The organism is Amycolatopsis camponoti (genome assembly GCF_902497555.1).
Classification (GTDB): Bacteria; Actinomycetota; Actinomycetes; order Mycobacteriales; family Pseudonocardiaceae; genus Amycolatopsis; species Amycolatopsis camponoti.
This window is the reverse complement of the sequence record NZ_CABVGP010000001.1, coordinates 2,505,549-2,519,667: the sequence shown is the minus strand read 5'-3', so window position 1 is coordinate 2,519,667 and position 14,119 is coordinate 2,505,549. Positions and strand designations below refer to the sequence as shown.

9 protein-coding genes are annotated in these 14,119 nt (G+C 69.6%); 7 read left to right on the top strand and 2 right to left on the bottom strand.

Annotated elements, in window-relative coordinates:
• Positions 1-175 precede the first annotated feature (175 nt).
• From AA23TX_RS12065 to AA23TX_RS12050, 4 genes are all read left to right on the top strand, one after another.
• A complete protein-coding gene (locus AA23TX_RS12065; RefSeq protein WP_230862438.1) occupies positions 176-2,926 on the top strand; it encodes a hypothetical protein in 2,751 nt (916 codons plus the stop codon).
• A gap of 2 nt (positions 2,927-2,928) precedes the next feature.
• Entirely contained in the window at positions 2,929-4,590 is a 1,662-nt protein-coding gene (locus AA23TX_RS12060) for a hypothetical protein (RefSeq protein ID WP_155542619.1), read from the top strand.
• A 162-nt stretch (positions 4,591-4,752) separates the two neighbouring features.
• Positions 4,753-4,953, top strand: coding sequence for a hypothetical protein (locus AA23TX_RS12055; RefSeq protein WP_155542618.1), 201 nt, complete (start codon positions 4,753-4,755; stop codon positions 4,951-4,953).
• Positions 4,954-4,988: 35 nt separating this feature from the next.
• Entirely contained in the window at positions 4,989-5,360 is a 372-nt protein-coding gene (locus AA23TX_RS12050) for a DUF742 domain-containing protein (RefSeq protein WP_155542617.1), read from the top strand.
• A gap of 77 nt (positions 5,361-5,437) precedes the next feature.
• On the opposite strand, the gene AA23TX_RS12045 is transcribed toward AA23TX_RS12050, so the two are convergent.
• Complete coding sequence (locus AA23TX_RS12045; protein ID WP_155542616.1) at positions 5,438-7,750, bottom strand: beta-L-arabinofuranosidase domain-containing protein; 2,313 nt, start codon at positions 7,748-7,750, stop codon at positions 5,438-5,440.
• 730 nt (positions 7,751-8,480) lie between these two features.
• On the opposite strand from AA23TX_RS12045, the gene AA23TX_RS12040 reads away from it, so the two are divergent.
• From AA23TX_RS12040 to AA23TX_RS12030, 3 genes are read left to right on the top strand one after another with little or no spacing between them, the layout of a single operon-like run.
• Positions 8,481-9,974, top strand: coding sequence for a glycosyltransferase family protein (locus tag AA23TX_RS12040; RefSeq protein ID WP_230862437.1), 1,494 nt, complete (start codon positions 8,481-8,483; stop codon positions 9,972-9,974).
• Positions 9,971-11,479, top strand: a complete 1,509-nt coding sequence (locus AA23TX_RS12035) for a hypothetical protein (RefSeq protein WP_230862436.1) — start codon at positions 9,971-9,973, stop codon at positions 11,477-11,479. Before AA23TX_RS12040 ends, AA23TX_RS12035 begins: the two co-directional genes overlap by 4 nt.
• Positions 11,480-11,481: 2 nt before the next feature.
• Positions 11,482-13,320, top strand: a complete 1,839-nt coding sequence (locus AA23TX_RS12030) for a glycosyltransferase (RefSeq protein WP_196425291.1) — start codon at positions 11,482-11,484, stop codon at positions 13,318-13,320.
• A 15-nt stretch (positions 13,321-13,335) separates the two neighbouring features.
• Here the strand turns inward: AA23TX_RS12030 and AA23TX_RS12025 are convergent, their stop codons facing one another.
• Positions 13,336-14,052, bottom strand: coding sequence for a DUF1345 domain-containing protein (locus AA23TX_RS12025; RefSeq protein ID WP_155542615.1), 717 nt, complete (start codon positions 14,050-14,052; stop codon positions 13,336-13,338).
• Between the last annotated feature and the right edge of the window lie 67 nt (positions 14,053-14,119).

The window sequence follows — 14,119 nt, the reverse complement described above, 5'->3', positions numbered from 1 at the left end:
GCTCGCGCGTTCATGCCTCTTCGTGCGTACTTGCGGGCGTTTCGGGGATTCGATCGGAGAAAAGGCTAGCTTGGTAATCGGGCCCGCCAACCGGGATTGGTCGAGCACCGAAGGCGGGGGTGGGCGTGCCATCCGCACCTTGTCCGTCAAGCTGCATTCACTGGAGGGGGCAGACGTGTCGTTGCTCGTCACGTTCACCGGCAAGGTACTTTTGGCCAAAAGCGGACCGGACGCCGAATACCAGGTCTGGACCTACACCGTCCAGTCGTCGCAGAACGACCTGGCGACCGTACCGCGCATCGCGCTGGCCGTCCCGGCCGACATCGACGTCCAGGACCCGCGCCGGTATCCGAATGTGGCCGCGCTGGGCGGCGCGTTCCTCGAACACGACGCGAACCTCAGCCGGCAGTACGTGGGCAAGACGCTGACCACGCCGGCGATCGGGCCGCAAACCATCTCGTTCGTGGCGCCGGCCGGGCAGACCGACCGGGAGGTACTGCTGGCCGGCGGGGCCGGGGGGCGGCCGTGGACGGTCCTGCCGTACGCCACGGCGGCCGGCGGTCCGGTGGCCAACGTGCAGACGCTCCCGGCGCCGAAGGCCGCGCCGCCGGTCGCGAACGGCCGCCCCGTCAACCAGTTCGCCGGCACGTTGCCCTACGCCAGCGAGGTGTTCGGCGTGTACCAGCCGCTGATGGGCTGGCGCGGCCGGCAGAACGCGCAGCACTTCACCGCCGGCGCGCTGACCCCCGACGAGCTCACCGCGATCGCCGAAGAGCACCCGCTCACCGACGCGGTGCTTTCCCCGGTCGGCCTGGTGAACCTGTTCCGGGAGTACTTCTTCGAGTTCGACACGTTCCTCGGTACGCCGGCCGGGCACCTGTGGCTCAGCCCCGGCGGCACCGTCGAGCTCATCGAGACCAGCACCCGGCGCACGCTGACCGAGCAGACCGCGGAGCAGTCCGAGACGACCGATCGCAAGGTCGAGGAGAGCCTGACCGACCAGAGCGACGTCGCCGACGCCGTCAAGGAGTCCAACGCCAACGACACCACACTGGGTGCCGGCGCGTCGGGCGGCGGCGGCTTCGCCGGAATCTGGCACGCCGAGGGCAGCGCCTCGTTCAGCAACAAGACCACGACCAACCACTCGTCCGAGCTGACCCACAAGTACACCCGGACCCAGAGCAGCAAGGTGTCCAGCGAGATCACGCGCAACTTCAAGACCACGTTCAAGACCAGCACCGAGACCACCGACACCAACAGCCGTCGATACGTGGTGCAGAACACCACCGACAAGCTCGTCAACTACGAGCTGCGGCGCAAGATGCGCAAGGTGGGCGTGCAACTGCAGCACCTGGGCAACCAGCTGTCCTGGCAGGTGTTCCTGGGGCTGTCGACGGACGCGGGCGGCAACCTCACCGGTACGGCGCCCGGCCTGCACCTGGGCATCGGGGAGATGGTCAGCGTGGTGCCCGCGCCCGATCTCACCTCGGTGACGAAGCCGGCCCCGCAGCCGATACCCGGGGAGAAGTCGGTGGTGTACCACCTGTCGGTGCCGTTCCAGCAATCGCACGGCGGGGGCCCGGACAACGACTTGGACTACGAGACCGAGCCGGAGAACCAGGACCACGGCATCAACAAGCCCGTCGCGGGCGAGGCGAACATCATCCAGTTCTGGTTCCCGAACCCGCTGCCCGACCCGCCCGACGGGTACCAGGTGAGCAAGATCGGCCTGCTCGACTTCCACGGCGCGGACGTCCGGTTCGTCACCGACAACCCGGACCACGGCAAGCCGAACCCGGACGTCGCGCAGAACTCGTTCTCGATCCGGCTGACCCACGCCAACTTCCACGGCGCCATGGCCCTGCCGTTCGACGCGACGATCGTGTACGAGCCACTGTCCGCGACCGTGCAGGCGATCAAGGAAGCGAACGCCGCCGCGCAGGCGGACTACGACCGGTCGGTGGCGTTGATCCTGCGGCAGGCGTACGCGAACGCGGTGGCCGACCGGCTCAAGACGGTCAGCGGGGTCAAACCGCGTCCGTCCGAGGACCTGCGCAACGAGGAGCGGCAGGCCGTCTACGCCCAGCTGATCCAGAAGCTGGAGGCGGTCGTCCCGGACAAGCACCTGGCGTCCGAACTGATCCGCCAGATGTTCGACGTCGACCAGATGCTGTACTTCGTGGCGCCCGACTACTGGCGCCCCGGCGCCTCGACCGGCGCCGCCGGCGCGACCTCGCTGGGCCGGTACGAGGTGCCGCCGGCCATCTGGCTCCCGTCCGACGCGCCGCAGTACATGAACAAGAACGACCCGCTGCTCGGCGAGACCGTGCTGAGCTGGTACTCGCACACGTCGTCGGAGAACAAGCCGGGCGCGATCGCCACGAACCTCGGGGACGGGTACGACCCGAGCAAGCCGCCGTCCGAGCAGGAGTACCGGGTCAACTACCTGATCACCGGGAGCTCGCAGCCGGCACCGATGGGCAGTTCGCTGGGCTGGCTGATCCAGACCGACGGCGACGCGCGGCGCAACGAGTTCCTCAACGCAGCGTGGGTCAAGGCGGTGCTGCCCATCCGGCAGGGCTTCGAGTCGGCAGCGTACGACTGGCTGACGAAAGCCGGCGTGGAGGGCACCGAGAACCTCACGCTGACCTACGACTGGCAGGCCGGGGATCCGCCGGAGTGGCGGGGCAAGCAGATCGGCGAGGTGCTCACGCTGCTGGCCGCGGAGCTCGAGGCGGCCAACACCACGATGGCCAACACACTGGCCACCGAGACCGTGTACCAGACCGGATTCGACCCACTGGACGGCGGGTTCCGGCCCGCCGACCCGTACCAGATCTTCGACCAGTGGATCGAGGTCCTGCCCACCGACCAGGTCGTCGCGGTGGAGGTCACCTACGACCCCAAGACCGGTCAGCAGGTGTAGGGATGGCCACCCCGACCTCGCCCGGCGGGATAACGCCGCCGACGCCACGACGGATGGACAGCTACAGCCCGGCGGAGTCGGCGGCGTTCGCCGACAAGGAACGGGACTTCTTCGCCGGGCACCCCAGCACGCCGGACACCGTCATCGAGGTGCTGTCCCCGTTCGGCAAGTTCAAGATCGACAGCTACCCCAATCCGAGCGTCCCCGCGGACATCCACTACGTCGTCTTCTTCTCCAACAACGCCACGAAGGAGACCTTCGAGGTACACGGGACCCTCGCACGCGCCTACCTGGACCTTGTCCGCAACAGATCGGGTGTCACCGATTTCCCGATCGCCGACACCCGCCACCCCGTCGCGGAACCGCGTGGCGACATCTCCTACTTCAGTGCCTACTCACTGAGGTGGGTGCAGGCCACCAACGCGGTGATCAAGAAGTTCTACAAGCCCTACGACCCCGCTCGGGCGTCGAACCCGGCGAAAGCGCACGAGTTCGACCCGGTCGACGGGAACACCCTCGTCGGCTACTCCGAGGAGTACCCGATCGCCTCCGACGCGCTGACCTTCAAGAACTGGAAGGATGTCGCGGATCTGGGCAAGTACAACCCGAGTATCGGGGTCCGCACGGTGGGCATGCCGTCGCAGATCCTCCTCCACGAGACCGCGGGCTTCGGTGACCTCTCGATCGCCGGGATCCGGAAGTCCGCCGAAGGGGACTTCCTGATCCCGCACTTCTGCGTCAACAACCTGGACGCCAAGGGAAAAGGAAGCATTCTGCAGTTCGTGGACGTCGCCACCAAGGTGTTCCACGGCGAGCACACCAACAACCGGGCGGTCGGGATCGAGTTCGTCAACGCCCCGTTCGAGAGCTTCACCCGGGACCGGCCACCCCGGCCGATCTTCGGCCTCGTCACCAGTGACCGGGGCGTCTACCTGCAGACCAAGCTGCCCGCTCGCCGGGATCTGTTCATCCCGCTCGAGTTCGCGACCGAGGCAGGAGACGCCCACCACGAGCTGAGGATCAAGAAGGACAAGGTGCTCAACCTCGCCGCGCTCAAGGCGGGGGTCGGCCCGGACAAGAAGAAGGTCGTCGAGGAGACCGGCGACGAGGTGGTGCTGAAGTTCGTCAAGTCCGGCAAGTTCGAGCACCTGGCCGCGCTCGTCTCCGCGCTGGTCGGCAACAAGCTGGTCAAGGGGATCGACGACCTGGCCAAGGAGGAGTTCTGGCGGCCGGTGGTGCGGGTCGACGGCAAACCGTTCTACATCTTCGAGAACGGCTGGCTGCCCAACCGCAAGGCTCCGTCCCCCTTCGACATCGGCAGCCACTTCTTCGTGAACCCGGGCACCCCCGGCCTGCTCACGCACGTGCTCATCGGCGGGCACGGTGACGGCGCGACCCAGTGCCTCTACCTTTACCTGAAGTTCGTCCGGCGGGTGCCGGTGGCCTCGATCCTCCAGGTGATGGTGGACCTGCTGACGTCCGCGCGCACGCCGGCCGAGACGGCCGGGTTCACCTTGCGGAGCACGGTGGTTCTGGTCGACGGGGTCGGCTACCGGACCCCGCAGCACCCGATGAGCAAGAAGTTCACCAGCATCGTCGAACTCGACGAGGCGCTCATCGAGAAGGCCGCCGCACCCGCGAAACCGGCAGCGCCGAGCAAATAGGCCGGCATCGCGTTCGACTGGGATACTTCGCCGGTGATGCCGGAAGGACGCCGATGAGCCCCGGCGCGCGGAGCTGGGGATCGCCCTGCCGGCGGTCGGGGCCCTGGCCACGACGACGGTGATGGCCGGGACTACGACCTCGTCCTGCGGGGCGGAGCCTGGGTGAACGGCGTCAACGTGACGTGGCCGTTCGCCGGTCTGCTGGTCACCCGCGGCCAGGCCGAGCTGCGCGTCCACGCCGTCGAACCGACGGCTGGCGCTGAAACGGTCGATCACCGGAGGGCGGCGAGCGGCGAAGTCGCCGACTGTTACCGGCGCTTTACCCGTTCGGTCGCTTGCCGACGATTGGTGACCGGCAAATAATTTCCGGCAGTCGATAATTTCAGTGAGGAGCCGAAGTGGAGCCGGCGTTAGGGCTCGACCCGGACACGGCAGATCTTGTCCGGCCGTACTTCCGCACCCATGGACGTACGCGGCCCACGCGCACGCTCCCCGTCGAAACGCTCATCGCGGCAACCGAGCGAGGCCGTACTCCGGAGCACGGCTGCTCCCGGGAAGAGGCAGCTATCTGCCTCCTGTGCCGCTCGTCGCAATCGGTCGCGGAGATCGCCGCGTATCGACGAATTCCCCTGGGCGTCGCACGAGTCCTGGTGTCCGACCTCGCCGACCGTGGCCTGGTGACAGTGCAAGACATGCGACTGGCCCCCGGCGATCGTCCCAGCATCAGCTTCATGGAGCGGGTTCTTCGTGGTCTTCACGCCATGACGTAGTCACTCTCGCCGCACGCCGGGCTGCGGCGGTGGCTGATCCCGGCGATCCAGCACCGAGACCAGCCTGCCCGCGGTGATCAGCCGGTCGGGACGATCCGCCACCGGTTGGCGGCGGCGCCGTTGTCGGGTCCCTGGACGGCGAACGCGCCGGCGGTGGCCGAGCCGTTCGCCACCGTGAGCAGCTTGCCGCTGTTGACGTTGCGGATCTTCGCCGTGCCGTCGCCCTGGTCGACGACCGTCCACCGGTGATCGGCGGTGCCGTTGTCCGCCCACTGCAGGACTTGCGCGCCGTCCATTGTGGACATGTCCTGCACGCCGAGCACCTTGCCGCTGTTGACGTTGCGGAAGCGGACCGCGGTCCCGTCGGCGACGATCTCCCAGTTGTGGTCCGCGGTGCCGTTGTCGGTCCACTGCAGCGCGCGGCCGCCGTCGGCGGTGGACATGTTCTCGATGCCCAGCAGGAGCCCGCTTCCCACGTTGACCAAGTGGGAGGCCGGCCCGCCGGTGTTCCAGTACACCGTGTAGGTGAAGCCCTGCGCGTCGTAGAACGGCACCAAGCCCACCGTGGCACCGTTCGCTTTGGCACTGAAGGACAGCGTGCTGCTGCTGGTCCGGGTGATCGAGCTCGGGTCGAGGGCGGGCAGCCCGGTGAGCGTGCTGTTCCCGTAGTTGCCCGCCAGGACCACCGGCCCGTAGGTGACCGCCGCGACGTTCGTGTTGTCGTTGGCCGGCCGCAGGACGACCTTCATCGGCAGCCGGACGGTGACCGTGTCGCCGGTGGTCCACGAGCGGGTCACGGTGGCGTAGCTGCCGGGGGTGGTGGCGATGTTCTGGGCCACGCCGTTGACGGCGACGGTCGCCCCGCTGGTCCAGCCCGGGATGCGGATGCGCAGGTCCCAGGCCCCGCCGACGTTCCCGGTGATCCCCAGCGTGGTCGTGTCGCCGGCCGGGAAGGACGTCGTCTGGGTGACGGTGATGCCGCGCTCGGTCCAGGTGAGCACCGAGGGCAGGAACTGGTTCACGATCAGCGTCGTGCCGGTGCGGAAGTAGATCGAGTCGGCGAGCTTGGTCTGGGTCTCCAGCCCGCTGCCCTGGCAGCACCAGAACGAGTTGTAGTCGGTGCTCCACGTGCCGCCGCCCCACGCCGGGCCCAGGCCGCGGCGGCCGCCCGGGTTGAGCGAGCTGAAGTAGGTGACGTGCCCGTGGCCGTCGGCCGGGTTCTGCTGGCCGATCATCTGGTTGAGCAGCGCCCGCTCGTAGTAGTCGGCCAGGTCGGCGCGGTCCGGGTAGAGCGTGATCAGTTCCCTGGTCAGCTTGAGCATGTTGTAGGTATTGCAGCTTTCGCACGTGTCCTGGTTCAGGTACGCGGCGATGGCGTTGGGTGCGCGGAAGTGCTCGGCCTGGCTGTTTCCGCCGATGGCGTAGGTGTGCGCGCCGACGGTGATCGTCCACGCGGTGGTGGCGATGTCCCGGTAGCGGGTGGTGCCCGTGGCTTGGTACTCCCGCGCGGCGCCGATCCACTTCGGGATCTGGGTGTTGGCGTGCAGCCCGTTGAGCTGGTCACGGCCGGCCGCCAGCGGGTCGAACACGGCGGCGTGGTCGAACCGCTGGGCGACGGCCAGCCACCGCGTGTCGCCGGTGTCCAGGGCGAGATCGGTCAGCACGGCGTTCATGCCGCCGAACTCGGTGCCCAGCACCGACTGCATCTGGCTGTAGCCGAGCCGGCCGGTTCGCCGGTCGACCCACGCCGCCAGGTTCAGCAGGACGTCGCGGGCCTGGGTGCTGCCGACGTACCGCCACACGTCGAGCAGGCCGGCCATGGTCTTGTGGACGCAGTAGTACGGCACGTTGCCGTTCGACAGGCGACCGGCCTCGAGGCTGTCGAAGTCGGCTTCGGGAAAGCCGGACAGGTAGCCGGCGGTGAACCCGGCCGCGCTGTTGCCGGCTTGGCACTTGGCCAGTTCGGCGACCATGTAGGTGGCCTTGTCCCGGGAGGTGGTGTCGCCGGCGACCGCCCACAGCTGCGCCCACGCCGTCAGGAAGTGCCCCTGCACGTGGCTGCGGAACGGGAAGCTCGGCGCGTCCCAGCCCCCGTTGCTCGCGGCACCGTTGGTGGAGAGCCGGTGGTTGGCCCGGAAGTTGTACAGCAGCCGGTCGACGTCGACGAAGCGCAGGTAGCTCTGCGTCCGGTTCTGGTTGTCCAGCCACCGGCTCGCGGTGAGCCGCACCTGGCCGAGGGCGAACGGGGAGGCGGCCACGCCGATCGCCGCGGGCACCGCACCGGTCGCCGCGTCGGCGAACACCCCGCCGAAGGCCGGTCCGGCGGCGGAAGCGAGAGTGGTGGCACCGACGGCGCGCAGCCACTGCCGCCGGGTGTAGGAAGCGGTCACCGAAGTTCTCCGTTCAGCGCGGAAGGAGTCGGAAGGGTCACCCGATCGCCGGGTAGGACGTGCTGTCGTGCTCCAGGCCGGCCATGACCCACGGGCCGGGGCCGTAGCCCGTGTTGTCGCCGAAGTAGCCGGATGACACAGCTGGTGTTGGCACAGAAGGAAGTCCTGCGCGGCGGCGTTGTCTGCCGCGTACTTGGGAGGCGCTGCCGGAGGCGACCGGACCGGCGGAGGCCGCGATCAGCCCGCGGGCGCAATCGGCGAAACGTTTGCAGCGCAGGCACCATGAACTCCTTTGTTCATCGGTAAGGAACAGCGCGCAGTCCGGCCGTTTTTCGGCACATCAAGTAGCGCCCCCGACCTCGTCGTGTGGCTGTCGCTCCAAAATGTTAACGCTAACATTTCAGCGTCGACTCGTCCGTGCTCGGGCGTCCGGATTGGCTTACCACTATCGACGAACAGCGGGCCGGCGTCAAGACGTCGATCCGCGGCGCAGGCCTCGGAGCCCTGCGCCGGTCGTCCACAGTGGAACCCGGTCGCCCCGCGAGCCCACCCGGCCGTGCCACGACCGGGTGATGTTGCACAGCGCAGCCGGACCTAACCGAGACGTAGCACCGCTGTAATGAAGCGTCACTACGGTCCCCGGGACATGTCGATCGGGCAGATGACGGATCCGGCGCCGGTGGCGCTTCCCAGAGGTCAACGGGCACTACCGGAAACGGAAGCGAAGCAGGTGAACGCGCGAGGATGGTGGCTGCCCGTCTTCGGCGCGGTGCTGGGCGCCGGGCTTTTCCTGGTGGTGCGCGGCAGTCTCACCGACGACGGCTACATCACCCTCGCCTACGCGAAGAACCTCGCCGTGCACGGCGAATGGGGCCTGATCCCGGGCTCGCCCGCGAACTCCGCGACCTCCCCGCTGAACGTCCTGCTCCTCGCCGCGCTCACCCTGCTCACGCGGATCGCCGGCGACCCGCACCCGGTCGTCGCGCTCGGGATCCTCACGGTCCTGTGCGGCGGCGCGCTCGGCTGGGCGTGGCAGCGCATCGGCCGCACCCTCGCCCTGCCGCCCGCCGCCGGCGTCCTCGGCGTCACGCTGGTGCTGCTCAACCCGTTCGTGCTGTCCGCCATCGGCCTCGAAGTCCTGTTGATCCCCGCCGTCCTGCTGGTGCTGACGGTCTTCGCACTCGAAGGCCGGCCGATCCTGTTCGGCGTCACCGCCGGGTTCACCGTCCTCACCCGGCTCGACCTCATCGTGTTCGTCGTGGTGATCGCGCTCAGCGCGCCCGCGATCCGGCGGCGGCTGCTGCCGGCCGCCGGTTTCGCCGTGCTGACCGCCGCGCCGTGGTTCGTCTTCAGCTGGGTCGCCTTCGGCTCGTTCGTGCCCGACACGCTGGCGATCAAGCAGACGCAGGTGGGGCTGTTCGCGCCGTGGACCTACAGCACCGGGCCGGTGATGTACTACCTCGGCTACCCGGTCACCGTGCTCGTGGCGTTCGTCCCGGCGCTGCTCGGTGTGGTCGCGCTCGCCGTGTGGGCGGTGGCGCGGTTCTCGGTGCGCTGGCCGGAGTTCCCCGCGCTCGGCCCGGTCGCGGCGCTGGGTGCCGGCGGGATCCTCTACTTCGTCGCCTATTCGTTCATCGGCGTCGGCCCGTTCCACTGGTACTACGTGGCTCCGACGACGACGGTGGGCAGTTTCGCCGTCGCGGCCTTCGGTGCCTGGTTCGGGCAGGCACGCGCGCGGACGGCGCTGCGCACCGGTCCCCCGCTGCTGGCGCTCGGGCTGACCGGGGTGCTGGTGCTGAGCGCGGCGGCCGTCGACGCCGCGCAGGGCGTGCCGTGGAAGTCGCCGGTCATCTTCGGGAACTGGGCCAGCGCGCAGGACTACGCGCGGGTCGGCAAGGAGCTGGACGCGCGGCTCGACGGCGCGAGCGTGGCCAGTCCCGGGGAGATCGGCACCCTCGCGTACTACTGCGAGTGCGCCATCATCGACGAGTTCTCCGACCGCGGCCACGCGAAAGAGCTGGTCGAGAAGCGGATCGCGACGGCGAACCCGCTGATGAGCCTCGCGCTGCGGATGAACTACCACTGGCTGGACCGCTCGATCACCCCCCGCAAGCCGGACTACCGGCTGCAGTACGGCTCGGGGCCCGCGACCGGGCCGGACAGCTGGCAGGTGCAGTCCGCGGCCAAGGGCGTCGGCCACTTCACCCTCACCCGCGAACCGTGACCGTGGCACAGCGGCGGGACCCCGCCGCCGAGATCGCGGCCCCGGAGTCCAAGCCGCGGCGCTGGGTGCTGCCCGGCGCGGTGGCCGTGGTGTCCGCCCTGGTCTTCGCGGTGGTGCGCCCGCACCTCGTCGACGACACGTTCATCACGCTGGCCTACGCGCGCAACCTCGCCTTCCACGGGCACTGGGGACTGATCGCGGCCGAGACGTCGAACACCGCGACGTCGCCGTTGAACGTCCTGCTCCTCGCCGCGCTGACCCTCGTCCTGCGCGACGCGGTGCTCGCCGCCGGCGCGCTGTTCGTGCTCTGCCAGGTCGCGCTGGCCCTCGCGCTGCGCCGGGCCGGCGACCGGGCGGGGTTGCCGGCCCGGTTCGCGCCGGCCGCCGTCGCCCTGGTGACGGTGAACCCGCTGCTGCTGTCGTCGATCGGGCTCGAGGTCGAGCTCGGCGCGGCCGGCATCGCCTGGCTGCTGGTCTTCGCGGGGGAACGGCGGCCGGTCGCCCTCGGCGTCCTGACCGGGCTGCTCGCCCTCGTCCGGCTCGATCTGGTCGTGGTCGCGCTGGTGCTCTTCGCGCTGCGACGCCGGTTCTGGGAGAAGGCGTGGCAGTCGGTGCTCGCCGCGGCGGCGGTCGCGCTCCCCTGGTTCGCCTTCAGCTGGGTGGTGCTCGGGTCGGCGGTGCCGGACACGGTGATCATCAAGACCCTGCAGAAGTCCTGGGGACAATGGGACTTCGGCAACGGCCCCGGGCTCTACGCCGAGGTCTTCCCCTGGGCGACGATCGCGTCCTTCCTCCCGGCCGCGCTCGCCCTGCTCGCCTTCGCGCTCTGCGTGGCGGACGCGGCCCGGGGAGGCCCGCTGTGGGCCCGGGTGCGGCCGTTCGTCCCGCTGGTGCCCGCCGGGATCGCGCACTACCTGGCCTACACGCGGCTGCACGTGCCGCCGTACCACTGGTACTACGGGCCGAGCCTGGTCGCGGCGACGCTTTTCCTCGCGGCCGCCGCGACGGCCGTGGTGCGCGTGCCGGCCCGGGTGGCGGCCGCCGTCGCGGTCGCGGGCGTGCTGGTGGTCAGCGTCGGGGCCTACGCGGCCGATGGCCTGCCGCGGCGGTTCGCGCCGCTGATGTCCAACCACGACGCGACCGCGGACTACGAACGGATCGGACCGGAGCTGGGCCGGCTGGTCGGCGGCGGCACCGTGCGCAGCGGCGGCGAGATCGGCGTGCTGGCCTACAGCTGCGGCTGCGCGATCGTCGACCTCTTCGACGACCGCGGCGCCGTCGGGCCGGCCATCACCGAGCGCGAGGCCCACCTCGGCGCGCTCGGCCGGGCGCTGGTCGACGTCAACTTCCGGTTCTTCGACTTCGGCGACCAGCCGATCGTCACCGACTACGCCCTGGTGCGCGGCGATCCGCCGCCCGGTGCGCTGGCCCACTGGACACTGACGTCGCCGTGGGCCGGCACCCAGCAGCTGTATCTCGTCCGGGGCAACGGAAGCGGAGCTTGAGCATGACCGACCTCACCACGCAGCGCGGCCTCTACGCGGGCCCGGCGCCGACCGTCAGCAAGGACCTCTACGCCGAGGTCTGCACCGGTTCGGCGGTCCGGGACCGCGACGCGGTCCGGCTGGCCCCGGCCACGAAGGTGTCGGGTAACACGTACTTCGGGCGGTTCCCGGCCTCCTACTGGCAGCGCTGGTCCACGGTGACCGAGGTGTCGGTCGAGGCCGTCGTCACCGGCACCGGGCTGCTGTCGATGGGCGCCTCCGACGTCGAAGGCGAACCCCGCGTCGTCGCCGCCGAGCAGGTCGCCGACGTCAAGCAGACCAAGGTCACGCTGACCGCGCAGCTGGACAAGTTCTACGACGGCGGCGCGCTGTGGCTCGACCTCGAAACCGAAGGCGGCCAGACCCTGCGCGTCGAGCAGGTCCGCTGGACCGTCGAAGCCCCGGAGAAGATCCGCCCGACCGCGGTGACGATCTGCACGATGAACCGCGCCGACGACTGCCTGAAAAACCTGCAGGCCCTCGCCGCGGACGTCTCCTCGCTGGAGACCCTCGACGCGATCTACGTCGCCGACCAGGGCACCGACCTCGTCGAATCCCGCGACGGGTTCGAGCAGGTCGCCAAGGACCTCGCCGACAAGCTGCACTACATCAAGCAACCCAACCTCGGCGGCGCCGGCGGCTTCACCCGCGGCCTCTACGAGGTCGCCGGACACACCGCCACCGAGCACGCGAACGTCCTGTTCATGGACGACGACGTGCTGCTCGAGCCGGACCTGGTGATCCGGATGACGGCGTTCTCCAACCGCGCCGCCAACCCGATCATCGTCGGCGGGCAGATGCTCAACCTGTTCCACCCCAATCAGCTGCACGTCGGCGCCGAGTACGCCCGCCTCAACACCCTCGAGCCCGGCCAGCCCGTCGAGCACTCCCTCACCACCGCCGACCTGCTCGGCGTGGACGAGGAGACCCTGAAGCCGAACCGGCAGGAACGCCGCCTCGATGCCGGGTACAACGGCTGGTGGTCGTGCCTGATCCCGTACGAGGTCGTGCAGGCCACCGGGTACCCGATGCCGTTCTTCTTCCAGTGGGACGACGCGGAGTACTCCTACCGGGCCCGCGCGCACGGCTTCCCGACGGTGACGTTGCCGGGGGCGGGGGTGTGGCACGCGGACTTCCACATGAAGGACTGGGACGAGTGGCACCGGTACTTCAACCTGCGCAACTCGATCATCACCGCGGCGCTGCACTCGCCGTTCAACCTCAACCTGCTCTCGCGGGTCCTGCTCGCGCAGCTGGTGCGGTACCTGCTGGGGATGCAGTACGGGCTGTCGGCGACGTTGATCAAGGCGGTCGAGGACTTCCTGGAGGGCCCGGAGATCCTGCGTGACGGCGGGGTCGAGGCGATGAAGGAGATCCGCCGGATCCGCGACCAGTACCCGGAGACCAAGCGGCACAAGGCCACCGACGTCCCGGGCATCGCCTCCAACGACATCGGCATCATCAACAGCGCGCCGCCGCCGAGCCGGACCGTCGTGGTCCTGATCAAGCGGCTGCTCGACCAGACGAGGGGCCGCCACCGGTTCGGTCTCGGCGCCGTCCCCGCGGACGAAGCTCATTGGTGGCACACGTCGCTGTTCACCACCGTGGTGGTCACCGACGCCGGCCAGGACGGCGTCCGCGTCCGGTCCTACGACCGGGCCAAGACCCTGGACCTGGCCAAGCGCGGCATCCGCGTGATCCAGCGACTGCGCAAGGAAGGGTCGGCGGTGCAGGAGCAGTACAAGCGCGCCATGCCGGAGCTGACCTCACGCGAGAACTGGGCGCGGCTCTACGACCTCTGATCCCCGCTCATCCCGTTACTTCAGCACGCTGACCGCGCGGGCGATGACCAGCAAGGACGTCAGCAGCGCCGCGACGCTCTGCACCGCCATCAGCACCTTCGCCCGCGACGACAGCGGCATCGTGTCGGTCGGGCTGAACGCCGTCGAGTTGGTCACCGACACGTACAGGTAGTCCAGCAGGGCCGGCACCCAGTCGGACTTGACGCTGGAACCCTCGGCGACCTCCTCGACGGTGTCGGCGTTCTCGTCCTGGGAGAACCGGAAATCGGCCAGCGGCAGGTCGGCGCGGCCGGACTGGGTGCGCTTCACCGGGCCGCCGCGGTCCAGCTCCCAGTAGGCCAGCCCGAACGCGATCACGTTGGTCAGCCACACCTGCAGCGCACCCAGCAGCAGGGCCTGGCCGCTGTCGGCCGCGCCGGCGACCAGGTCGTGGATCAGCAGCGCCAGCGCGCCCAGGTTGGTGACGCCGATGACCGCGACCAGCGTCAGGGACAGGACACGGGAAAGCCGGGTCTGCCGGGTGACGCGCCGCGGGTTGATCGCGATCAGCGGCACCAGCAGCAGGATCTCCAGCGCGGGTACCACGAACCGGGGAGCGACCAGCAGTTGTTCCGGCAGCGCCAGGTAGAGCGCGATGGCCACGAGCGTCGCGACGGCGGCGGGCAAGCGGGCCTCACCGCGGCGCTGGTGGCGGGGATGGCGGGTACTGGCCGCGACGCGATCGGCGGGCATGACGGCGGCTCCTCGCGCACGGCCGCGAACCGGCCCCTGGTCATCGGGGCGCCAGCCTAGCCTCCGG

Bases quoted from the DNA above. Each gene is read 5' to 3' on its own strand.
- AA23TX_RS12060 (WP_155542619.1), top strand. From the start codon at position 2,929: ATGGCCACCCCGACCTCGCCCGGCGGGATAACGCCGCCGACGCCACGA.
- AA23TX_RS12030 (WP_196425291.1), top strand. From the start codon at position 11,482: ATGACCGACCTCACCACGCAGCGCGGCCTCTACGCGGGCCCGGCGCCG.
- AA23TX_RS12025 (WP_155542615.1), bottom strand. From the start codon at position 14,052: ATGCCCGCCGATCGCGTCGCGGCCAGTACCCGCCATCCCCGCCACCAG.